Here is a 21,068-nt window from a genome sequence, read left to right as displayed (position 1 = left end):
ATCATCCCGCGCGCTCCTCCTCCAGCACGGCAGGCGCTTCCCGTTTCCCGAACCGGAACGGCGCCGCGAGCGTCGGCAGCAGCGTGCGCCTGCGCAGGACGAACAGGGTGACGGCGAGCACTGCATACACGGCGGACACGATCAGGCGCGCCTCGGTCGTGGTAAACACGAACGTCGCGGCGAACAGGACGAACAGGGCGACGGCCCAGCGCCCGCTGAACCGGAGGGTGAGCAGCATGGCCACGCCCAGGATGGTCTGCGTCGCCGTCAGGGTGAACTCCTCGACCTGGCGCCCATCCATCGGAAGGGCGAGACCTCCGCCGCCGATGAGGTGCGCGATCGGGAGGGTGCCGACCAGCGCCGTCCACTGGTTGACCTTGCTGGCGAGCAGGATGCCGATGCCCATCGCCGCCTTGCCGCGCAGGGCGAAGATCACCGCGATCACGAACTCGGGGGCTTCGGACGCAAGCGGCGCCAGCCACTGCACCAGCAGGAAGTCGTCGATGCCGAGCGACCGGCCGCCCTCGACGAGGCTGTTCGCGAACGGTTCGGCGAGCAGCAGGATGATCACGGCGGCGAGCACGAAGATCGCGATGACGGTCGTCCGGCGGGCGCGGGTGGGCAGTGTGCCGATGCTGTGCGCGACGCCGACCAGCTCCGGCTCGTCGCTCTCCCCGGTCGACACCCGCCACAGGTAGTACGCGAACAGGGCGAGCAGCAGCACCCCGAGCACGACGTGGATCTGTCCGGTGAGCGGGATCAGCAGGGTGAGGACGGAGGCGACCAGCAGGAGGCCGAGCTCCACGCGGTTGTCGCGCGGCAGCACGATGGCGAACGGCGTGGCCTGCACGTCCGGATCGACAGGCGTGCGACGGCGCCGCGCTGCGCGGAAGGCGAGGAACGCGATCAGCAGGATGAACGGCCAGCCGAAGCCGAGCAGCAGCCGGTTGGAGCCTGTCATGTTCGCCGCCGCATACTGCGCCTGCGACGGGTCGGAGCCCGCGGTGAACGCGAAGTACAGGTCGATGGCGTATTCGGGCAGGATCGCGATGATCGCCAGCAGCCCCACCGCGAGGCCTCCGGAGATGTCGACCTCGGCGGCCTCCCCCGCCCACGCGAGGGCGAAGGCGGCTGCGACGATCGCGACGCCGAACGCGAGCACCCCGAGGAGCGGCGGGACGTGAACGCCGGTCAGCCGCAGGGCGACGCCCTGGGCGGCGATCAGCGCGACGATCCCGAGCGGGATGACGAGGCGGCGCCAGGTTGATGCGGGCGCCTGCGCTGTTCCTGGCGGTGCGGGACGGTGAGTATTCGACACGGGGAGACCCTTTCGATCACAGGCAGCGACCGAGAAGAGTGCAGGGGTGACTCGGTCGCCGTGAATGGCCGACCGAAGGTCTCGTTCGCCCGCACGGACCATGCCGTTCGGGTGGGGCGCCGGGCAGGTCACCGTGACCCGCCAGTATGTCGACGCACCGCTTCGCCGTCTCGCGGCGGTGGGAACTACTCCCCTTCGATGCCTTCCATCCTGCCCGGATGCGCGCGATCCTGTGAACCGGCTGGGCACCTTCCCAGCGTTTAGGCCAGGCTGACACGGCGACTCAGGTCAGGCTCATTCCGCCGTTCGGCCGCCCGGCAAGAGAAGCTCCACGATCTGCTCCGGATGCGCCAGGGCGGCGAGGTGCCCGCCAGGCACGCGGTGCGCATCCACGCCAAGTCGCTCGCGCGCGACCCGCTCCTGGAAGGCGGCGGGGAACAGCCGGTCGTCCTCGCCGACGATCACCGTGATGGGCACGTCCGGCCAGCCGGGGAAGTCGCACGCCTCTGCGAACATCTCCGCCGAGTCCGGCTCGCCCTCCTGCTGCTCGAGGCCGTCGCGCTCCTCCTGCGGAAGATCGTGGAGGAAGTAGAGGTCGAGGTCGAACTCGGCGTCGGGGTCGCGCCCCTCTGCGATGTCGTTCTCCCGCATGGCGGGGCCGTGACCGACCGCCTCCCACCAGCCTTCCGCCGACTCACCCGGCACGGGGATCATCGCGTTGAGGAACACGATGCGGCTCACCGGGAGCACCTGCGCCGCGAGTGCGGCCGTGAAGCCGCCCATCGACTGCGCGACGATCACCACATCGTCCGCGCCGTCCGCGGCAGCGACCGCCGCCGCCGTGTACTCGGCGAGCGCGTGGCCGTCTCCTGTCTCGAAGTCGACGGCGACCGCATCCAGCCCGCGAGCGCTGAGCTGCTCGGCGACGCGGTGCCAGACGTATCCGGCGCCGCCTGCGCCGGGAAGCAGGATGTACCGCATCAGCTGGTCAGCGTCCCCTCTGCGATGGTGGGTCCTAGCGCGAGAGCGCCTGGTCGATGTCCGCGAGGAGGTCGGAGACGTCCTCGATGCCGACGGAGAGGCGGATGACGTTGTCTGGAACCTCGAGTTCCGTGCCGCGAACGGAGGCGTGCGTCATCTCGCTCGGGTAGCCGATCAGCGACTCGACCCCTCCCAGGGACTCGGCGAGCTGGAACACCTCTGTCGACTCCGCGAACCGGCGCGCAGCGTCGGCCCCTCCGCTGAGCGCGACGGACAGCATTCCGCCGAAGCCGCTCATCTGGCGGGCGGCCAGCTCGTGGCCAGGGTGGGTCGGCAGGCCGGGGTAGTAGACGGCGTCGATCCCCGCGCGGCCGACCAGGGTCTCCGCGATGGCTTGCGCGTTCTCGGTGTGACGCTGCATCCGCACGGCGAGCGTCTTGATGCCGCGCGTGGTGAGCCAGGCATCCATCGGCGCAGACACGGCACCGGCGGCGAACTGGATGAACTGCACCTTGCTCGCCAGCTCCTCGTCGGAGAAGACGAGGGCGCCGCCGAGCACGTCGGAGTGGCCGCCGAGGTACTTGGTGGTCGAGTGCGCCACCACGTCCGCGCCGAGCGACAGCGGCTGCTGCAGCGCAGGGGATGCGAACGTGTTGTCCACGACGACCAGCGCGCCGACCGCGTGGCCGAGCTCCGCCAGCGCCGCGATGTCGCTGATCTTCATCAGCGGGTTGCTCGGCGTCTCGATCCAGAGCACGCGGGTGCGGTCGGTCTGCAGAGCGGTGCGCACCGCATCCAGGTCGGTGAGGTCCACCGTGGTGTTGCGGATGTCCCACGCGCCGTGGATGCGGTTGATCAGCCTGTGCGTCCCGCCGTACACGTCGTTGCCGAGCACCACGTGGTCGCCCGGCTGGAGCACGGCACGGAGCAGGGCGTCCTCGGCGGCGAGGCCGGACGCGAACGACAGCGCGCTCGTGCCGCCTTCGAGGGCGGCGAGCAGCGTCTCGAGCGAGGTGCGGGTGGGGTTGCCGCCCCTGCTGTACTCGTAGCCGCCGCGGAGGCCGCCGACGCCGTCCTGCACGAAGGTCGAGGTCTGGTAGATCGGCGGGATGATCGCGCCGGTCGTGGGGTCGAACTCCTGGCCGACGTGGATGGCCTGTGTTGCGAACTTCATGGTTCTGTCTGCTGTTCTTTCTATTCGCTGAGGAAGTTGAGGAGGTCCTGCCTGGTGAGCACGGCGACGGGCTTGCCGTCCTCCGTCACCAGCAGGGCGTTCTCGGTCGCGAGAGCCGTGCGGGCCGCGCTGACCGACTCGTTGACGCCGATCAGCTGGAACGGGTCGCCCACGTGAGCGCCGACGTCGTCCGTCATCGCTGCACGGCCGCTGAACACGGCATCCACCAGTGAGGTCTCGTCGAGCGCCCCTGCCACCTCGCCCATCACCACGGGCGGTTCTGCGGTGAGCACCGGCAACTGCGATACGCCGTATTTGTTCATGATCTGGATGGCGTCGCGCACGGTCTCCGATGGATGCGTGTGCACCAGGTCGGGCAGGTCGCCGCGCTTGGTCTTGATGACGTCGTGCACCGTGGCCTCGTCCGGCACGTCGCTGAAGCCGTACGACCGCATCCACTTGTCGTTGAAGATCTTGGCGAGGTAGCCGCGTCCGCCGTCCGGCAGGATCACCACGACGATGTCGTCAGCGGTGAGGTCCTTCGCCGCGCGGAGCGCCGCGGCGACTGCCATGCCGCTGGAGCCGCCGACCAGGATGCCCTCCTCGCGCGCCAGCCGACGCGTGACGTGGAACGACTCTGCGTCGGAGATGGCGATGACCTCATCCACCACAGTGGGGTCGTACGCGCCTGGCCAGAAGTCCTCTCCGACGCCCTCGACCAGGTACGGCCGCCCCGTGCCGCCGGAGTAGACGGACCCCTCTGGGTCGGCGCCGATCACACGCACCGCGCCGTCCGACGCCTCCTTGAGGAAGCGGCCTGTGCCGCTGATGGTGCCGCCAGTTCCGACGCCGATGACGACGTGCGTCACCTTCTGGTCGGTGTCGCGCCAGATCTCTGGACCCGTGGTCTCGTAGTGGCTGCGCGGCCCGTTCGGGTTGAAGTACTGGTTGGGCTTGAACGCGCCGGGGATCTCCGCCGCGAGCCTGTCGGAGACGCTGTAGTAGGAATCAGGATGCTCCGGCGCCACCGAGGTCGGCGTCACCACGATCTCCGCCCCGTATGCGGTGAGGACGTTGCGCTTGTCCTCACCCACCTTGTCCGGAAGCACGAACACGCACTTGTATCCGCGCTGCTGGGCGACGAGCGCGAGCCCGACGCCGGTGTTGCCGCTCGTCGGTTCGACGATCGTCCCGCCTGGCTTCAGCAGCCCTTCCTTCTCCGCAGCGTCGATGATGCGGGTTGCAATGCGGTCCTTCGACGAACCTCCGGGGTTCAGGTACTCGAGTTTGACGAGCACCGTCGCCGCGATTCCGTCGGTCAGCCTGTTGAGCTTCACGAGCGGAGTGTCGCCGACCAAGTCGATGATGGTCTCTGCGTAATTCACGCGACCAACCGTAACAGTGCCGCGTGCGGACCGCCCGTAGAATTACGTCATGCCAGTGTCCGACCTCTCGACCGTGGCCCAGGATTACCTCAAAGTGATCTGGTCGGCGACCGAATGGTCGGAGACCCCGATCACCGTCAAGCAGCTCGCAGAGCGCCTGGGCGTGCGCGCAGCCACCATCTCCGACGGCATCCGCCGCCTCGTCGACCAGGGGATGCTCGTGCACGAGCCGTACGGCGGAATCGAGCTGACCGAGACCGGCCGCCACCACGCCGTCGCGATGGTGCGCAGGCACCGGCTGCTGGAGACGTTCCTGGTGGAGGAGCTCGGCTACGGCTGGGACGAGGTGCACGACGAGGCGGAGGTGCTCGAGCACGCGGTCTCCGACGGGCTGATCGACCGCATCGACCGCAGGCTCGGCTTCCCGTCCCGCGACCCGCACGGCGACCCCATCCCGACCGCGGACGGCACGGCCCACCGGCCGGACGCGACGCCCCTGCTCGCCGCCCGCACCGGCGTGCGGCTGACGGTGTCGCGCATCTCCGACGCCGAGCCGGCCATCCTGCGTTACCTCGCCGAGCGCGGCATCGTGCCGGACGCCGAGCTGAGCGTCGACGAGCACCGCGAGTTCGCCGGCGACGTCACCGTGCGGCTGGGCGACGCGGAGATCGTGCTCGGCCAGACGGCAGCCGGCGCGGTGTGGGTGGCGGGCGACTGACCTCGTCAGCCGACCCACTCCCCCACTGTCAGCACCACCAGCGCGATGTTGAGCACCACCACGAGGGCCGCGATCCCGACCCCTGCCACGCGCATCCAGACGCTGTCCGCCCTGTCTCCCATCACGGCCTTCGACCCGGTGAGCCTCAGGAGCGGGATCATCGCGAACGGGATGCCGAGGCTCAGGAACACCTGGCTGACGACGAGCGCCCAGGTCGGTTCGACGCCGAGCGCGAGGATCGCGATGGCGGGGATGAGCGTCACCACCCTGCGCGTCAGCAACGGGATGCGCACCGTCAGCAGCCCCGCCATGATCGTCGCCCCCGCATAGCTGCCGACCGAGGTGGATGCGAGCCCTGACGCGAGCAGGCCGACTGCGAACGCGATCCCCACCACGGGGCCGAGGGCTGCCGTGATCGCGGCGTGCGCCCCCTCGATCGTGTCCGTCCCTGCGGCACCGCCGAGGGAGGCTGCGGCGAGCAGCAGCATGGCGATGTTCACGGCCCCGGCGAGCACGAGGGCGGCCACGACGTCGACGCGGGTGGCCCGCAGCAGCCTGCGACGCGCATCCGGAGTGGTGGCGTGGCCGTGCCTGTCGCGGGCGAGGGCGGAGTGCAGGTAGATCGCGTGCGGCATCACCGTGGCGCCAAGCATGCTCGCCGCGAGCAGGACGGTCGGGGCGCCGTCGAACCGGGGAACGAGTCCGCCTGCCGCCGCGCCCCAGTCGACTGGGCTCACGAACAGGCCGGCGAGGAAGCCGATCGAGATCACGCCGAGCAGCCCGAGGATGACCGCCTCGAACGGCCGCTGCCCCCTGCGCGACTGGATGGCGAGGATGCCGATCGCGACAACGCCGACGACCAGGCCGCCGAGCGGAAGCGGGAGGCCGAACAGCAGATTGAGCGCGATGGCTCCGCCGATCACCTCCGCCAGGTCGGTCGCGGCGGCGACCAGCTCCGCCTGCACCCAGAACGCCCGCCTGCCCCCGGTGCCGAGGCGTGCGCCGAGCAGTTCCGGAAGGCTGCGGCCCGTGACGATCCCGAGCTTCGCCGACTGGTACTGCACGAAGACAGCGATCACGTTGGCTGCGACCAGCACCCAGACGAGCAGGTAGCCGTACTGCGCGCCCGCGGTGAGGTTGGCGGCGACGTTCCCGGGGTCGACGTAGGCGATTGCGGCCACGAACGCCGGCCCGAGCAGGAACCAGAGGCGGGTGGACGGGCGGCGCGCGCGGGAGGAGCGCTGCTCCTTCGCCGTCATCGCATCCGCCATCGCAAGCCCCTAACTGAATTGTTAGGCTAGCCTAACACTCAGTCGTCGAGCAGCGCGCCCTCCGTCTGCTCGCGGTAGAGGCCCGCGTACACGCCGCCGCGCTCCAGCAGTTCCCTGTGCGTTCCGTGCTCGACGAGCTGCCCGTGGTCGATCACGAAGATGACGTCGGCCGCGACGATCGTGGACAGCCGGTGGGCGATCGCGATGGTGGTCCTGCCCCTGGATGCGGTGTCGAGCGCCTGCTGCACCACCCGCTCCGAGATGGAGTCGAGGGCGCTGGTCGCCTCGTCGAGGATCAGCACCTCCGGGTCTTTGAGCAGCACCCTGGCGATCGCGATGCGCTGCTTCTCCCCACCGGAGAGCCGGTAGCCACGCTCTCCGACGAGCGTGTCGTAGCCGTCGGGGAAGCTCGCGATCGTCTCGTGGATATTCGCCTTCCTGGTGGCCTCCTCGATCTCCGCCTGCGTCGCATCCGGCCTGGCGTATCGAAGGTTCTCCGCGATCGTGGCGTGGAAGAGGTATGTCTCCTGACTCACGATGCCGATGTGCGAGACCAGGGAGTCCTGCTGCAGCGACCTGATGTCCGTGTCGCCGAACAGGATGCGTCCGCTCGTCGCGTCGTAGAACCGCGGGATGAGGTACGAGACGGTCGTCTTGCCTGCACCGGACGGGCCGACGAACGCGGCGAATTCGCCGGGCTCGATCACGAAGGAGACGTCGTCGAGGGTGTTCCTCTCCCCCTCGCGCGCATCGGGGTAGCGGAACACGACGTGGTCGAATTCGACGCGGCCGAGGTCCCGCTCCGGGTCGACGGGGGTCGCATCCTGACGGTCGGAGATGGCCGGCTTCAGGTCGAGGTATTCGAAGATGCGGGCGAACAGCGCGCCGGAGGTCTGCAGGTCGAGCGCCACCCGCATCAGGGCGAGCAGCGGGAACAGGAGCCTGGCCTGCACGGTGGTGAACGCCACGATCGTGCCCGCTGTGATGTCGGTGGCGCCGCCGAGCACGAGCCAGCCGGACACCAGATAGACGATGGCGGGGATGGACGACAGGAAGATGTTCACCATCGCGAAGAACCACTGACCGCTCATCGACTGCGACACCTGCAGCCGGATCTGGTTCTCGTTCTCGTCGGAATACCGGCCGACCTCGGCGGCCTGCCTGTTGAAGCTCTTCGAGAGCAGGATGCCGGACACGCTCAGCGTCTCCTGCGTGATCGCCGTCATATCGGACAGCGACTCCTGCGTCTTCGTCGCGATCCGCGCGCGCACCTGGCCGACCCTGCGCTGCGCGATGACCAGGATCGGCATCAGGATGACGGCCACGATGGTGAGCTGCCAGTTGAGCAGGATCATCGCGACGAACGCCGCGATCACCGTCACAGTGTTGCCCAGGATGCTCGACATCGTGTTGGTGAGGACGTTGGCCACACCGCCGACGTCGTTCTGCAGCCTGGACTGGATGATGCCCGTCTTCGTCTTGGTGAAGAAGCTCAGCTCCATCGACTGCAGGTGCGAGAACAGCCGGACCCGCAGCGCGCCCATCACCTTGTTGCCCACCGACGAGGTCAGATAGGTCTGCCACACGCCGAGCAGCGCCGACCCGACGAACACCACGATCATCACGACGACGATCGTGATCAGCGCCTCCATGTCCGGCTTGCCGCTCTTCGGGAACAGCCCATCGTCGAACGCCCGCTGGGTGAGCAACGGGGGCACCACCGACAGGGCCGCTCCGATGAGCACGAGCACCATCGTGACGATGATCGCGGTCTTGTGGGGGGCGAAGAGCGTCGTGATGCGCCGGAACAGGTGCGGGATCTTGGGCGCCGTCGCGTTCAGCGCTTTCTGCGCCTCCGCGTCTCCGCCGCTCACCCGGCCGCGACCGCCGCCTCCACCGCCGGCCATGCCGCGCATCCCGCTCATGGTTTCAGCGTAGACCCGGCGTGACACAACCGTGATGCAAGCGCTTGACGTAAACGCTTGCATTGCACCCGCACACGGGGGTAGCGTCCGTGCAGGGCGCACCCGCGCCTGCACCAAGAGCTCAACGAGGAGTGAAATGAAAGCAGCACGTCTCTCGGTGATCGCCGGAGTGGCCGTCGTCGGCCTCGCGCTGGCGGGATGCACCGGTGGTGGTTCAGGGGGCAGCGGGGGCGGGGACGCCAGCGCCAACCTCACGTCGAAAGGCCCGATCACCTACGTTCAGGGCAAGGACAACTCGAACGTCGTCCGCCCGCTCGTCGACAAGTGGAACGCGGCCCACCCGGATGAGAAGGTCACCTTCAAGGAGCAGTCCGACCAGGCGGACCAGCAGCACGACGACCTCGTCCAGCACTTCCAGGCCAAGGACTCCGGCTACGACGTCGTCGACGTCGACGTCGTGTGGACAGGCGAGTTCGCCGCCAAGGGCTGGCTGCAGCCGCTGACCGGCGACCTCAAGATGGACAACTCGGCGCTTCTGGCACCGACCGTCAAGTCCGGCACGTACAACGGCACCCAGTACGCGGCGCCGCAGACCTCGGACGGCGGCATCCTCTACTACCGCAAGGACCTCGTTCCGACGCCGCCGAAGACCTGGGACGAAATGCTCAAGGACTGCGACATCGCCAAGGCGAAGGGCATCGGCTGCTACGCAGGCCAGTTCGCCAAGTACGAGGGTCTGACGGTGAACGTGGCTGAGGCCATCAACACCAACGGAGGCACCATCGTCGGCGACGACGGCAAGACCGTCACCGTGGACAGCTCCGAGGCCAACGCCGGACTCACCCGCCTGACCGATGGCTTCAAGAACGGGCAGATCCCGGCTGAGGCCATCACATACCAGGAGGAGCAGGGACGCCAGGCGTTCGAGGCAGGCAAGCTCCTGTTCCTGCGCAACTGGCCGTACGTGTACAACCTGGCCAAGACGGACGGCAGCTCGACCGTGAAGGACACCTTCGGAATCGCACCGCTTCCCGGCGTCACCGCCGACAAGCCGGGCGTCTCCAGCCTCGGTGGTCACAACGCGGCGATCAGCGTCTACTCGAAGCACAAGGCGACAGCGTTCGCGTTCCTCAAGTTCCTGCAGAGCGAAGAGACCCAGAAGTTCTTCGTGACCCAGGGCTCGCTGGCTCCCGTGCTGTCGTCGCTGTACGACGACGCGAGCCTGAACACGCAGCTGCCGTACCTGTCGACCCTGAAGACGTCGATCGAGAACGCCGTCCCGCGTCCCGTGTCGCCGTTCTACCCGGCCATCACGAAGGCGGTGCAGGACAACTCCTACGCAGCGCTGAAGGGTGACAAGTCGGTCGACCAGGCGCTGAAGGACATGGCTGCGGCCATCAAGACCGCGAGCGCCGGATAACCCGACCGGATGCGGCCACCGGGCGGCGGGAACTCTCCCGCCGCCCGGTCCCCTTCCCCTGAACCCCGTCTCGGAGGCCTCACATGTCAACGTCGAACGTCGTCGCCCCGCCAGGAACCCAGAACCCCAAGTCGCCGCAACTGCGCGCCGGGGTGAAGAAGAACCGCCGTCAGCAAGGTCGCTGGGCGCTCTATCTCATCCTCCCCACCCTGGTCCTCCTCGCTGTCGTCATCGGTTACCCGGTCGTCAGCGCGATCATCATGTCCTTCCAGAAGGACGCCGGACTCGACCCGGCCACCGGCCTGTTCGTGCAGGGCGGCTTCGCCGGATTCCAGAACTACGCGCACTGGCTGTTCCAGCAGTGCGCAGGCCCCAACGGCGAGAGCATCACCTGCCCGCCCGGCAACCTGGGCTCGCAGTTCTGGAACGCCGTCTTCGTCACGTTCTTCTTCACCGTCACCACCGTGGTCCTGGAGACCGTGCTCGGGATGTGGTTCGCCTTCATCATGAACCGCACCTTCCGCGGCCGCGGCCTCGTCCGCGCCGCCATCCTGGTGCCGTGGGCCATCCCGACCGCCGTCACCGCGAAGCTCTGGTACTTCATCTTCTCGGTCGCCGGTATCGCCAACGCCGTGCTCGGCGCGCACATCCTCTGGACGAGTGATGAGTGGGCATCCAGGTTCGCGGTGATCATCGCCGACACCTGGAAGACGACGCCGTTCATGGCCCTGCTCATCCTGGCCGGGCTGCAGATCATCCCGGAGGAGGTGTACGAGGCCGCCAAGGTCGACGGCGCCACCACCTGGCAGCGGTTCTGGCGGGTGACGATGCCGCTGGTGAAACCGGCTCTGCTCGTCGCCGTGCTGTTCCGCGTGCTCGACGCCCTCCGCATCTACGACCTGCCAGCGATCCTCACCGGCGGAGGTGGTGGCACCGGTAATGCCACGACCACCCTCTCCATCCTCGTGGTCGATCAGATCAGGCAGGGCTTCAACAGCGCCTCCGCCCTGTCGACGATCACGTTCATCCTCATCTTCCTCGTGGCGTTCATCTTCGTCAGGTTCCTCGGGACCAACGTCGTCAGAACCCAGGAAGCCCAGCAGAAGGGAGCGAAGTGATGACCACCGTCGCCGGGCCGGCAGCTGCCACCGCCGAAGCGAACGCCCTCCCCCGCACCAAGCAGAAGTCCAAGACGAAGTCGCGCCAGCGCAACGCGGGCATCCGCACCGGGATCAGCGCGATCATCATCGTGCTCTGGTGCCTGCTGCCGTTCTACTGGATGGTCGTGACCTCGTTCCGCGATGTCGGGTACACCTTCGACACCACGCCGTGGTTCACCCACTTCACCTGGGACAACTACGCGACGGCGTTCTCCACCAAGCTCGGCAACCATCTCGGCCAGGCGCTCCTGAACTCGCTGTTCATCGGAGCCTGCGTCACGATCATCGCCCTCCTGGTCGGCACGTTCGCCGCGTACGCGCTCGCCCGCCTCGAATTCAAGTTCAAGGGCATCGTGCTCGGGCTCATCCTCGGTGCGTCGATGTTCCCCGGCGTCGCCCTCATCACGCCGCTGTTCCAGCTCTTCACGAACATCGGCTGGATGGGCACGTACCAGGCCCTGATCATCCCGAGCATCTCGTTCGTGCTCCCGCTGACGGTCTACACGCTCACCTCGTTCTTCCGCGAGATGCCGTGGGACCTGGAGGAGGCGGCACGAATCGACGGATGCACGCAGGCGCAGGCCTTCCGGAAGATCATCCTGCCGCTCGCCGCTCCCGCGGTGTTCACGACGGCGATCCTGGCGTTCATCTCCTCCTGGAACGAGTACCTGATCTCCAGTCAGCTGTCGAGTGACGCCACGCAGCCCGTCACCGTCGCCATCGCCTCCTTCGCCGGCAGCCAGCCGCACCAGGAGCCGTACACCGCCGTCATGGCGGCCGGCACGATCGTGACGGTTCCTCTGGTCATCCTGGTGCTGATCTTCCAGCGCCGCATCGTCGCCGGGCTCACCGCCGGTGGTGTGAAGGGCTGATCATGCGCTGGGACGATTCGCTGGAAGTGGTCGACGTCGGCATCGGCATCGTCGGGTTCTTCGCGTTCGCGTTCCTGATCGTTACGATCGTGAGCGAGCTCACGGGCGCCGATGCCCTCGGCTGGGCATTGACACTGTTGGCTCTCGTTCTCATCCTCGTGCTCCTCTGGCAGGCGCGGCTCCGCATCGCGGCGTCGCGTCGGCCGGAGGGGGACGACGAACGCGTCACCATGCCCCACCAGGGCTCCTGACGACGAGGGACGAGCATGGCAGGGATCGACGAGGTCGCGCGCGCGACGGGCGTCTCGACGGCGACCGTGTCCAGGGCGCTTCGCGGGCTGCCGAACGTGTCGGACAAGACACGCGCTGCCGTGCGGCGTGCGGCGGACGAGCTCGGCTACGTCGCCTCATCGAGCGCCTCCGGGCTGGCGAGCGGCCGGACGCTCGCGATGGGCGTCGTCGTCCCTTCGGTGAGCCGCTGGTTCTACACGTCGGTCCTGGAGGGCGTCGACGCCGAGCTGCGCGCCGCCAGCTACGACATGATCCTGTTCAATCTGGGAGGGCACCGCGGCGACAGAGAGCGGGTCTTCCACCGCAGCATCCTGCGCAAGAGGACGGACGCTCTGCTCGCGCTGTGCCTCGACTTCACGGCGGATGAACGGCACCAGCTCGCCTCGCTCGGCCACCCGACCATCGTCGTCGGCGGGCCGGTGAAGGGACTGCGTAGCGTCGGCATCGACGAGAAGGCCACCGCGCGCATCGCCACGGAGCACCTGATCGGGCTGGGACACACGGACATTGCGCATATCGGCGGCGAGGACGAAGAGGGCCTGAACAAGCAGGTCCCTGTCGGACGCCTGCACGGCTTCCAGCAGGCGATGCGCGACGCCGGACTCCCCGTGCGGCCGGAGTGGGTGGTCCCCGGCGGGTTCTCCCTCCCGCTCGGGCGCGCGGCGATGAACGCCCTGCTCGACCGGCCTGGTCCGCGCCCGACCGCCGTCTTCGCCGCGTCGGACGAGATGGCGATGGGCGCGATGCTCGCTGCGGCCGATCACGGTCTCTCCGTGCCGGACGACCTGTCCGTGATCGGGATCGACAACCACGATTTCGCGGAGTCGTTCCAGCTCACGACGATGTCGCAGGACCCGTTCGATCAGGGGGCGGTGGCCGCCCGCATCCTGCTGGACGAGCTGGCAGGCGGAGAACCGCGCAGCCGGTCCGTCCGCTCGAGCGCGAAACTCACGCTCCGCGGGTCGACGGCGCCACGGCCCTGAGCCTCGCTCATTCGCGTCCCGACACGCGCGGCGGCCTGCCTGATAGGTGCAGTGCTTACCGATCTGAAAGAATAGCCGAGCGAACGTCCGGCTGATCGTGCCTTTCGGGTAGGCGCGATCAACTGCTGTCGATGTCGCCCGTTCGTGAGCTCCTAACTCGCGAACGGGAAGAGCCGCCCTGCCTAGGAACAGGGCGGCTCTTCGAATTCGCGGACGCTGCGACCGAGGCTGCGCGCGCTTCGGCGTCAGACTGCGTCGCCGACGGACACGGCTTCCGCCTCCTCGACCCCCGACTCCTCGACGCCGTCGACCCGCTTGAGGTAGCGGTGCCCGGCCACGATCAGGATGACCGCGACCAGCACCGAGACGGCTCCTGCGAAGAACGGCGTCGCGGGCGAAATCGTGTCGGCCAGCAGCGTCGCCGCCGGCGGTGCGATGGCTCCGCCGAGGAACCGGACACCGGAGTACGCACTGGATGCGACGGACCGAGGCAGGTCGGTGGCCTCCATCACGCACTCGGTGAGCACGGTGTTCAGCACGCCGAGCAGCAGGCCGCCGACGATGACGCAGACGATGAGTCCGACGAGCGAGCCGATCAGCAGGCCGGCGGCGAGCAGGTCGATGGCGAGCAGCGGCATCACGATCCAGAGCACCCTGGTGCGCGGCAGCCGCCTGGTGAGGAGCGGCGCACCCCAGACCGACGTGATCGCGAGCGCGACGCCCCACCCGAAGAAGATGAGGCCGAGCGAGATCGCGTCCTCGACGCCGAGCGGAACGAGGGCGAACGGCGTGTACGCCAGGAGCACGAAGAAGCCGATGTTGTAGAACAGGGCCGCGGCGGCGAGGAAGCCGAGCGCCGGCTTCGCCAGAGCCTTGAACGGCGCGCCCAGGCTGGTCGGCTGCGGCTTCTCCGGCGACTTCTTGAGCATCAGGACGATGGCGATGAAGCCGACCGCCATGAGGGTGGCCGTGCCGAAGAACGGTCCGCGCCAGCTCCAGCTGCCGAGCAGGCCGCCGAGCAGGGGGCCGATCGCGATGCCGAGACCGAGCGCGGCCTCGTAGAGGACGATCGCCGACGACGTTCCTCCCGCAGCCGCTCCCACGATCGTGGCGAGAGCGGTGGAGATGAAGAGCGCGTTGCCGAGTCCCCAGCCTGCGCGGAAGCCGATGATGGACTCGACGTTCTGGGACAGCCCTGCCGCGAGGGCGAACACGACGATCAGCGCCAGTCCGATGAGCAGGGTCTTCTTCGCTCCGATGCGGCTAGAGATCCAGCTGCTGAAGAACATCGCGATGCCGGTGATCAGCAGGTAGCTGGTGAACAGCATCTCGGTCTCGGTCGGGGTGGCCTGCAGACTCTTCGCGATCGCGGGGAGGATGGGGTCGACCAGTCCGATGCCCATGAAGGCGATGACGGAGGCGAAGGCGACGGCCCAGACGGCGGTCGGCTGCTTGAGGAGGTTGCTTGGTTTGTCGTGAGACATAGAGGTGATGGGCTCCGATGGTTCGGTGGTGGGTGGTGCTTTCGTCAGTGCGCGATCACGGGCTCCGCCGGGGCGGAGAGGCCGACGCGGGACCCGAGGATGCGCACGGTGGCACGCAGGGCGGCCACTTCGTCTTCTGTGAGGTCCTCGAACATCGGCACGAGGGCCCCGGACAGCTCGTCGCGCCAGTTCTGCAGCGCGGTCTCACCCTTGGCGGTGGCAGCGATCTGCCAGGCCCGCGCATCGTCGGTGTCCGCGATGCGCTTGACCCACTCGGACTCGACGAGATTGCGGACGAGTTTGGTCATGGTGGGCTGAGAGACCCTGCTCTGCGCGGCGAGTTCGCCGAGGCGCATGGGGCCGGAGGCCTGCAGGACGCTGAGGGTGCGCCAGACGGCCGGCGATTCCGTGTTGCCCGTGACGCGGACGGCGAGACGTGTCAGCCGGTGACTGGCGACCACGAGGTCGCCGATCGTGTTCCGGAGATCACTGGGGGTGCTGTGTGTCATGCTGACAATTATATATAGCTTTGCTATATAAATCAATGGCGCGCGAGCACGTACGCCTGCTGCACCTTCTCCGGCGCGACGGGCTCGCGCACGAGCCGTGCATGCTCGGTGAAACCGGACGCCGCCAGCAGTTCGTGGATGCGGTCGGGGTCTTGGCGGTACGCATCCAGTTCCAGATCGTGGCCGTACGCGTGCCGCAGGCTCACGACGTCGTCGCCCACCTGGAACGCCAGCAACAGCCAGCCCCCTGGGCGCACCACCCGCGCGAACTCCGCGAACAGGATGTGCTGCCGCTCTCGAGGAGTGTGGATGATCGAGTACCAGGCCACAGCCCCGGCGAGGGCGGCATCGGGAAGCTCGAGCGCGGCCATCGTGCCGACCTCGAACAGCAGCTCCGGGTATGTCTCGCGTGCCACCTCCACCATCGCGGGCGACAGGTCGACGCCGAACGCGTCCAGCCCCAGCCCCGCCAGGTGCACGGTCACCCGCCCTGGTCCGCAGCCCAGGTCGGCCACCTCTCCCCCACCTGCCGTCTGCACGTGCTCGGCGAACGCCGCGAGCATCGCCCTGTCGAGCGCCTTCCCCGCCAGCTCGTCGCGCAGCAGCGCCGCATAGTCGACGGCGACGGCGTCGTAAGCCGCTCTGGTGGCGACGACATCGGGATGCTCGGTCATGCCAGCAGTCTAGAGAAAGAGGAAACGCCCCCAGCTACCGACTGGGGGCGTTCTCACGGGTCGGGGGCTACCGCAGGAATCGCTCGTACAGAGCGATGCTGCGGTACAGATCCGGCGGGTGAGCAGAGCTCTCCCTGGTCTCGCCCGCGAGGGTCGCGACGGTCAGGTCGCGCCAGTATGCGGCGTATGCACGCCACCTGGATCGGTTCATCGTGGTTCTTCCTTACGGTTGTGCGTCCTTGCACACCGATGCACGCAGGCGGGCGCGATCGGACGCGGTGGGTGGTCGAGCATCCACGTCGATCGGCGTCGTTAAACGCACGAAGGGCGTCGCCCCGTTGCGGGGGCGACGCCCTTCACAACGCGGATACTCGTCTTGCGAGGAGTCCGCGTCGCGTTCCGGCAGTCAACCTGCGGTAGAAAGAGCCCCGATGGGGCGCAGACTACTTGAGGGTGATGGTGGCGCCAGCCTCTTCGAGCTGAGCCTTTGCCTTCTCTGCGGTCTCCTTGTTGGCGCCTTCGAGCACGGTGCTCGGAGCGCCGTCAACGAGGGCCTTCGCCTCACCGAGGCCGAGGCTGGTGAGTGCGCGCACCTCCTTGATGACCTGGATCTTCTTGTCACCGGCAGCCTCGAGGACGACGTCGAAGGAGTCCTTCTCCTCGACCTCTTCCGCGGGAGCGGCAGCGCCAGCACCGGCCGCAGCAACGGCGACGGGGGCGGCGGCGGTGACCTCGAAGGTCTCCTCGAACTTCTTCACGAACTCGCTCAGCTCGATGAGCGTGAGCTCCTTGAACGCCTCGAGCAGCTCGTCAGTCGACAGCTTTGCCATGATTTTCTCCTTAGATTCTTTCTCGTTTACTCACCGCTGGAAGTGCATCCCGAGGGATGGACTACGCAGCGGACTCCTGCTTCTCACGCAGCGCGTCGACCGTGCGAACGGCCTTCGACAGCGGTGCGTTGAACAGATATGCGGCTCCGAACAGCGAGGCCTTGAAGGCGCCGGCCAGCTTGGCCAGCAGAACCTCACGGGACTCGAGGTCGGCGAGCTTGCCTACCTCTTCTGCGGTCAGCGGGTTACCGTCGAAGTAACCACCCTTGACCACCAGGAGAGGGTTTGCCTTGGTGAAGTCACGCAGCGACTTCGCGACGGCGACAGGGTCACCGTGAACGAAAGCGATCGCGGAGGGGCCGACGAGCTCCTCATCGAACGACGAGATCCCGGCCTTGTTGGCAGCGATCTTGGTCAGCGTGTTCTTCACCACGGCGTACGTCGCGTGCTCACTGATGGACTTGCGCAGCGTCTTGAGCTGAGCAACAGTGAGACCGCGGTACTCGGTCAGCAGAACGGCGGTCGAGCTCGTGAACAGGTTCTCGAGTTCGGCAACCGTGGCTTCCTTGTTCGCCATGGCCTACTCCTCTATATCTACGTCGCACACCGCGGGAGCGATGTGCGCCCAGACCGCCGGCATGAAAAAAGCTCCGGCGCAGAGGCACGGAGCTGGCGACGCAGGAGAACCTGCGAGAACTGCTTCATACACCTGCGCGGGCGCCCACCTGAGTGGATCTTCTTGTCATGCGAGCACGACAACCAGCGGTCTTTGGCTTCGTACAGCGTACGGGATGAGGGCGGCAGGCGCAAATCAGGCACTGGCGGCCAGGAACCCGGCGATGTCCTGCGCGAAGTGCGGGTGCAGCGGGACGCCGCCGTGGGCGCGGCCGCGATAGACGATGTGGCTGGCGTGCCGGATTCGCTTCGCCGTTTCACGACCGAGCTCCGGCGGGTAGAAGACGTCGCGCTCACCAGAGAGGATCAGGGTCGGAGCCGTGATGCGGTCCACCCTGTCGAAGACGTCGAAGCGGTCCTCCGCGCGGACGAGCGCGATCAGGCTCTCCGGGTCGTCCGGTTTCGGGGCGAGACGGCTGGCCAGCCGCACGATCGGGTCGAAGTGCTTCGAGTTCATGGTCGCGCTCGCCAGCTCGGCATACGCGCGGCGGTCGCCGGCGGCGAGGAGGGAGACGTACCTGCGCTGGATCGCCCGGCCGCGTGAGCCGAGCCGGCCTGAGCCGGCGGCGACGACGAGCGACTTCACGAGGTCCGGCTGGTCGGCGGCGAGCTGCAGCGCGACGCTCGCCCCCGTCGACAGCCCCATCAGGGCCACGGGACGGTCGAAGTGCTCGCGCACATACCGCCCGTAGATGTCCGCGATCTCCGACATGTCGAAGTCGGTCGGAAGGTAGGCGGGACGCCCGACGGCGTGCACGCGGTTGACCCTGGCCGGTCCGCGTACGATCAGCCGCTCGATGAGGCGGTCGACCCCACGCGGGTTGTCGACCTCGGCGGGGAGGGCGCGGATGAACAGCAGCGGCTCGGCGTCAGCATCGCCGTAGTGGGCCGTGGCGAGGATGTCTGGCGTCATTCCTCCGCCTCGCCTTCGCGGTCCTCCAGCGGCAGCGACACCGCGAAGACGGTCTCGCCCGGCTCGCTCTCCACCGTGAGCTCTCCCCCGTGGGCCTCCACGACCGCGCTGACGATCGCGAGGCCGAGCCCGGTCGAGCCCGTCGCGCGGTTGCGGGAGCTGTCTCCCCTGGCGAACCGCTCGAACAGCGTTGAACGCACCTCGTCCGGGATGCCTGGGCCGTTGTCCTTCACCGAGATGACGGCGCGATGGTTCTCCGCGTCGACCGCGAGCTCGGCGACGACCTTCGTGCCCTCCGGGGTGTGCACGCGGGCGTTCGCCAGCAGGTTGGTGACCACCTGATGGAGGCGCGGCTGGTCGCCGATCACTTCGACAGGCTCCTCGGGCAGGACGATCGACCAGCTGTGATCCGGGCCGGCGGCGTGCGCGTCGCTCAACGCGTCGATCAGCAGCATGGAGAGGTCGACGGGGTCGCGGTCGAGCTCGCGGCCCTCGTCGAGCCTGGCGAGAAGCAGCAGGTCCTCGACGAGCGAGGTCATCCTCGTCGCCTCCGACTCGATCCGGCCGAGCGACCGCGTCACGTCCGTCGGCAACTCGTGCGGCGAGCGCCTGGTCAGCTCGGCGTACCCCCGGATGGAGGCGAGCGGGGTCCGCAGTTCGTGGCTGGCGTCCGCGACGAACTGCCGCACCTTCTGCTCGCTCGCCTGGCGGGCGGTCAGCGCGGAGGCGACGTGGCCGAGCATCCGGTTGAGAGCGGCACCCACCGTGCCGACCTCGGTGTGCGGGTCGGTGTCCGCCTCCGGGACGCGCACGGACAGCGCGACGTCGCCGCGGTCGAGCGGCATCTCCGCCACCTGCTGCGCCGTGCCCGCGACGCGGGCGAGCGGGCGCATCGCCAGCCGCACGACGAAGCTCGCGATCAGGAAGGCGAAGATCAGCCCGGCCAGCGTGACCAGCACGATCACGAGGGTGAGCTGGGAGACGGTGGCGTTCACATCGCTCAGGGGCAGGCCGATGATGACGCTGTCGCCGTTGTCGAGGCGCGCCGCGGCGATGCGGTACGAGCCGAGCGCCTCGCCGAGATCGACGGTGTGCGGTTTCTCGTCGGAGGGGACCGTCAGCAGGGCGAGCCCGTTGATCGTGACCTGCTTCGGCTCGAGCGGCTGGTTCGTGGTGGTGGGCTGATCCGCGAGCACCACGGGCGGGAAGAGGAGCCCTCCGCTCGCGCTGCGCACCGCGCCGAGAGTGCCCGTCGGCTGACCGGGCGTCTGCACGACGCCCGCCGCCTGCGGGCTGGTCGGGCCGCCCGCGTTGATGCGGTCGGCCGCGTGCTGGCCGCGGACGAGCGCACTGGTGAGCTGGCCGTCGAGCCTGCTGATGAGGTAGCCCTGCAACGCCACGACGCTGACCGTCCCGATCACCGCGCCGAGCACGGCGAGCATCGCGACGACCACGAGGACGACGCGGCTGCGGAGCGTCCACGAGCGGAACGGCCGGATGCGCTTGACCAGGCCGCGCATCCCGCGCGTGCCTGCCGGGGTGTCGGTCGGTGTGCCCGTCGCGCGGGCTGTCGTCATTGTGCCGCCTTGACCATGTAACCGGCGCCGCGCACGGTGTGGATCATCGGGGCGCGGCCGGAGTCGATCTTCTTGCGCAGGTAAGAGATGTACAGCTCGACCACGCTGGACGATCCACCGAAGTCGTAGCTCCAGACGCGGTCGAGGATCTGCGTCTTGCTGAGCACCCGGCGGGGGTTGCGCATCAGGAAGCGCAGCAGCTCGAACTCGGTGGCGGTGAGCTGGATCTGCTGGCCGTCGCGGTGCACCTCGTAGCTGTCCTCGTCGAGGACGAGGTCGCCGACGATCAGCACCGGGTCGCTCTCGTCTGCGACGGCGGCACGGGACCGGCGCAGCAGTCCGCGCAGGCGGGCGACCAGCTCCTCCAGGCTGAACGGCTTGGTGACGTAGTCGTCTCCGCCCGCCGTGAGACCGGCAATGCGGTCGTCGAGCGAGTCCTTCGCGGTGAGGAAGAGGACGGGGGCCTCGTTGCCGTCGGCGCGCATCCTGGACAGCACCTGGAGTCCGTCGATGTCGGGCAGCATGATGTCGAGCACGACCACGTCCGGCTTGAACTCGCGGGACAGCTGCAGCGCCTGCTGGCCGTTGGATGCGGTCTTCACATCCCAGTCCTCGTAGTGCAGCGCCATCGAGAGCAGGTCGGTGAGCGTGGACTCGTCGTCGACGACGAGCACGCGGATCGCGGTGCCGTCTGCGCGGCGCAACAGGCTACGGGGCTGGGTGGAGGTGCCGGAGGCGGCACGCGAGTTCATGGTCACCTTTCTCATTATGAGGAGTGCTCTTGATGAGGGCTATGCGAAAGCTATGGGAATTCTGTGAGCCTTCGACCCCGCACACAGCCAAAACATAGCCGCGCCATAGTCCTCCCAAATTCCGCGCTCCTAACGTCCAGATCGCCCCTAGCCGAC

Annotated in this window: 21 protein-coding genes; 6 read left to right on the top strand and 15 right to left on the bottom strand. The window is 68.1% G+C overall.

The genetic code is table 11. The annotated features are described in order from the left end of the window. Position 1: 1 nt before the first annotated feature. From ASE16_RS03000 to ASE16_RS02985, 4 genes are all read right to left on the bottom strand, one after another. The gene (locus ASE16_RS03000; protein WP_235500289.1) at positions 2-1,318 is read right to left on the bottom strand and encodes a sodium:proton exchanger; all 1,317 of its coding nucleotides are present in this window, start codon (positions 1,316-1,318) and stop codon (positions 2-4) included. A 294-nt stretch (positions 1,319-1,612) separates the two neighbouring features. After that, positions 1,613-2,299 (bottom strand): alpha/beta fold hydrolase, encoded by a 687-nt coding sequence (locus ASE16_RS02995; protein ID WP_055890412.1) that lies wholly within the window; start codon positions 2,297-2,299, stop codon positions 1,613-1,615. A 34-nt stretch (positions 2,300-2,333) separates the two neighbouring features. Continuing rightward, positions 2,334-3,473, bottom strand: a complete 1,140-nt coding sequence (locus ASE16_RS02990; RefSeq protein ID WP_055890410.1) for a cystathionine gamma-synthase — start codon at positions 3,471-3,473, stop codon at positions 2,334-2,336. Between the two features lie 20 nt (positions 3,474-3,493). Continuing rightward, positions 3,494-4,858 carry a cystathionine beta-synthase gene (locus ASE16_RS02985; protein ID WP_055890408.1) on the bottom strand — a complete coding sequence of 455 codons (1,365 nt, stop codon included), beginning with the start codon at positions 4,856-4,858 and terminating at the stop codon, positions 3,494-3,496. A gap of 49 nt (positions 4,859-4,907) precedes the next feature. Between ASE16_RS02985 and ASE16_RS02980 the strand changes: the two genes are divergently transcribed. Then, positions 4,908-5,576 carry a metal-dependent transcriptional regulator gene (locus ASE16_RS02980; protein ID WP_055890407.1) on the top strand — a complete coding sequence of 223 codons (669 nt, stop codon included), beginning with the start codon at positions 4,908-4,910 and terminating at the stop codon, positions 5,574-5,576. Positions 5,577-5,581: 5 nt separating this feature from the next. Here the strand turns inward: ASE16_RS02980 and ASE16_RS02975 are convergent, their stop codons facing one another. Next, the gene (locus ASE16_RS02975; protein WP_055890405.1) at positions 5,582-6,835 is read right to left on the bottom strand and encodes an Nramp family divalent metal transporter; all 1,254 of its coding nucleotides are present in this window, start codon (positions 6,833-6,835) and stop codon (positions 5,582-5,584) included. Between the two features lie 50 nt (positions 6,836-6,885). After that, positions 6,886-8,772 (bottom strand): ABC transporter ATP-binding protein, encoded by a 1,887-nt coding sequence (locus ASE16_RS02970; RefSeq protein WP_055890403.1) that lies wholly within the window; start codon positions 8,770-8,772, stop codon positions 6,886-6,888. Positions 8,773-8,908: 136 nt separating this feature from the next. Between ASE16_RS02970 and ASE16_RS02965 the strand changes: the two genes are divergently transcribed. The 5 genes from ASE16_RS02965 to ASE16_RS02945 all read left to right on the top strand — a co-directional run bounded on the left by ASE16_RS02965 (position 8,909) and on the right by ASE16_RS02945 (position 13,498). Further along, on the top strand, positions 8,909-10,192 hold the full coding sequence (locus tag ASE16_RS02965; RefSeq protein ID WP_055890401.1) for an ABC transporter substrate-binding protein: 1,284 nt from the start codon (positions 8,909-8,911) through the stop codon (positions 10,190-10,192). Between the two features lie 83 nt (positions 10,193-10,275). Beyond that, positions 10,276-11,310 carry a carbohydrate ABC transporter permease gene (locus ASE16_RS02960; protein WP_055890399.1) on the top strand — a complete coding sequence of 345 codons (1,035 nt, stop codon included), beginning with the start codon at positions 10,276-10,278 and terminating at the stop codon, positions 11,308-11,310. Further along, a complete protein-coding gene (locus ASE16_RS02955) occupies positions 11,310-12,224 on the top strand; it encodes a carbohydrate ABC transporter permease (protein WP_055890397.1) in 915 nt (304 codons plus the stop codon). Before ASE16_RS02960 ends, ASE16_RS02955 begins: the two co-directional genes overlap by 1 nt. Positions 12,225-12,226: 2 nt before the next feature. Beyond that, positions 12,227-12,475 (top strand): hypothetical protein, encoded by a 249-nt coding sequence (locus ASE16_RS02950; protein WP_055890395.1) that lies wholly within the window; start codon positions 12,227-12,229, stop codon positions 12,473-12,475. A gap of 15 nt (positions 12,476-12,490) precedes the next feature. Continuing rightward, positions 12,491-13,498 carry a LacI family DNA-binding transcriptional regulator gene (locus ASE16_RS02945; RefSeq protein ID WP_055890393.1) on the top strand — a complete coding sequence of 336 codons (1,008 nt, stop codon included), beginning with the start codon at positions 12,491-12,493 and terminating at the stop codon, positions 13,496-13,498. Positions 13,499-13,743: 245 nt separating this feature from the next. Here the strand turns inward: ASE16_RS02945 and ASE16_RS02940 are convergent, their stop codons facing one another. The 9 genes from ASE16_RS02940 to ASE16_RS02905 form a co-directional block, all read right to left on the bottom strand. Further along, complete coding sequence (locus ASE16_RS02940; protein WP_055890391.1) at positions 13,744-14,982, bottom strand: MFS transporter; 1,239 nt, start codon at positions 14,980-14,982, stop codon at positions 13,744-13,746. Between the two features lie 44 nt (positions 14,983-15,026). Further along, positions 15,027-15,491 (bottom strand): MarR family winged helix-turn-helix transcriptional regulator, encoded by a 465-nt coding sequence (locus tag ASE16_RS02935; protein WP_055890389.1) that lies wholly within the window; start codon positions 15,489-15,491, stop codon positions 15,027-15,029. Positions 15,492-15,523: 32 nt separating this feature from the next. Then, complete coding sequence (locus ASE16_RS02930) at positions 15,524-16,165, bottom strand: class I SAM-dependent DNA methyltransferase (protein WP_055890387.1); 642 nt, start codon at positions 16,163-16,165, stop codon at positions 15,524-15,526. 67 nt (positions 16,166-16,232) lie between these two features. Then, positions 16,233-16,376: a hypothetical protein gene (locus ASE16_RS19600; protein WP_157480029.1), complete on the bottom strand. Its 144-nt coding sequence runs from the start codon at positions 16,374-16,376 to the stop codon at positions 16,233-16,235. Between the two features lie 232 nt (positions 16,377-16,608). Beyond that, a complete protein-coding gene (rplL, locus tag ASE16_RS02925) occupies positions 16,609-16,995 on the bottom strand; it encodes a 50S ribosomal protein L7/L12 (RefSeq protein ID WP_055890386.1) in 387 nt (128 codons plus the stop codon). 61 nt (positions 16,996-17,056) lie between these two features. After that, positions 17,057-17,572, bottom strand: a complete 516-nt coding sequence (rplJ, locus tag ASE16_RS02920; RefSeq protein WP_055890383.1) for a 50S ribosomal protein L10 — start codon at positions 17,570-17,572, stop codon at positions 17,057-17,059. Positions 17,573-17,806: 234 nt separating this feature from the next. Next, a complete protein-coding gene (locus ASE16_RS02915) occupies positions 17,807-18,583 on the bottom strand; it encodes an alpha/beta fold hydrolase (RefSeq protein WP_055890381.1) in 777 nt (258 codons plus the stop codon). Then, positions 18,580-20,160, bottom strand: a complete 1,581-nt coding sequence (locus ASE16_RS02910; protein WP_055890378.1) for a sensor histidine kinase — start codon at positions 20,158-20,160, stop codon at positions 18,580-18,582. The genes ASE16_RS02915 and ASE16_RS02910 overlap by 4 nt, the downstream gene beginning before the upstream one ends. Then, complete coding sequence (locus tag ASE16_RS02905) at positions 20,157-20,912, bottom strand: response regulator transcription factor (RefSeq protein ID WP_235500366.1); 756 nt, start codon at positions 20,910-20,912, stop codon at positions 20,157-20,159. Before ASE16_RS02905 ends, ASE16_RS02910 begins: the two co-directional genes overlap by 4 nt. Between the last annotated feature and the right edge of the window lie 156 nt (positions 20,913-21,068).

Source organism: Leifsonia sp. Root227 (genome assembly GCF_001428745.1).
Taxonomy (GTDB): domain Bacteria; phylum Actinomycetota; class Actinomycetes; order Actinomycetales; family Microbacteriaceae; genus Leifsonia.
This window is presented reverse-complemented; position numbering and strand designations above follow the sequence as displayed.

What these genes read in the sequence shown, in the direction of transcription:
- ASE16_RS02980 (WP_055890407.1), top strand. Translation starts at nt 4,908, where the DNA reads ATGCCAGTGTCCGACCTCTCGACCGTGGCCCAGGATTACCTCAAAGTG.
- ASE16_RS02955 (WP_055890397.1), top strand. Translation starts at nt 11,310, where the DNA reads ATGACCACCGTCGCCGGGCCGGCAGCTGCCACCGCCGAAGCGAACGCC.
- ASE16_RS02970 (WP_055890403.1), bottom strand. Translation starts at nt 8,772, where the DNA reads ATGAGCGGGATGCGCGGCATGGCCGGCGGTGGAGGCGGCGGTCGCGGC.
- ASE16_RS02960 (WP_055890399.1), top strand. Translation starts at nt 10,276, where the DNA reads ATGTCAACGTCGAACGTCGTCGCCCCGCCAGGAACCCAGAACCCCAAG.
- ASE16_RS02950 (WP_055890395.1), top strand. Translation starts at nt 12,227, where the DNA reads ATGCGCTGGGACGATTCGCTGGAAGTGGTCGACGTCGGCATCGGCATC.
- rplJ (WP_055890383.1), bottom strand. Translation starts at nt 17,572, where the DNA reads ATGGCGAACAAGGAAGCCACGGTTGCCGAACTCGAGAACCTGTTCACG.
- ASE16_RS02905 (WP_235500366.1), bottom strand. Translation starts at nt 20,912, where the DNA reads ATGAACTCGCGTGCCGCCTCCGGCACCTCCACCCAGCCCCGTAGCCTG.
- ASE16_RS02945 (WP_055890393.1), top strand. Translation starts at nt 12,491, where the DNA reads ATGGCAGGGATCGACGAGGTCGCGCGCGCGACGGGCGTCTCGACGGCG.
- ASE16_RS19600 (WP_157480029.1), bottom strand. Translation starts at nt 16,376, where the DNA reads ATGAACCGATCCAGGTGGCGTGCATACGCCGCATACTGGCGCGACCTG.
- ASE16_RS02915 (WP_055890381.1), bottom strand. Translation starts at nt 18,583, where the DNA reads ATGACGCCAGACATCCTCGCCACGGCCCACTACGGCGATGCTGACGCC.
- ASE16_RS02930 (WP_055890387.1), bottom strand. Translation starts at nt 16,165, where the DNA reads ATGACCGAGCATCCCGATGTCGTCGCCACCAGAGCGGCTTACGACGCC.
- ASE16_RS02990 (WP_055890410.1), bottom strand. Translation starts at nt 3,473, where the DNA reads ATGAAGTTCGCAACACAGGCCATCCACGTCGGCCAGGAGTTCGACCCC.
- ASE16_RS02995 (WP_055890412.1), bottom strand. Translation starts at nt 2,299, where the DNA reads ATGCGGTACATCCTGCTTCCCGGCGCAGGCGGCGCCGGATACGTCTGG.
- ASE16_RS02965 (WP_055890401.1), top strand. Translation starts at nt 8,909, where the DNA reads ATGAAAGCAGCACGTCTCTCGGTGATCGCCGGAGTGGCCGTCGTCGGC.
- ASE16_RS02910 (WP_055890378.1), bottom strand. Translation starts at nt 20,160, where the DNA reads ATGACGACAGCCCGCGCGACGGGCACACCGACCGACACCCCGGCAGGC.
- ASE16_RS02935 (WP_055890389.1), bottom strand. Translation starts at nt 15,491, where the DNA reads ATGACACACAGCACCCCCAGTGATCTCCGGAACACGATCGGCGACCTC.
- ASE16_RS02975 (WP_055890405.1), bottom strand. Translation starts at nt 6,835, where the DNA reads ATGACGGCGAAGGAGCAGCGCTCCTCCCGCGCGCGCCGCCCGTCCACC.
- rplL (WP_055890386.1), bottom strand. Translation starts at nt 16,995, where the DNA reads ATGGCAAAGCTGTCGACTGACGAGCTGCTCGAGGCGTTCAAGGAGCTC.
- ASE16_RS02940 (WP_055890391.1), bottom strand. Translation starts at nt 14,982, where the DNA reads ATGTCTCACGACAAACCAAGCAACCTCCTCAAGCAGCCGACCGCCGTC.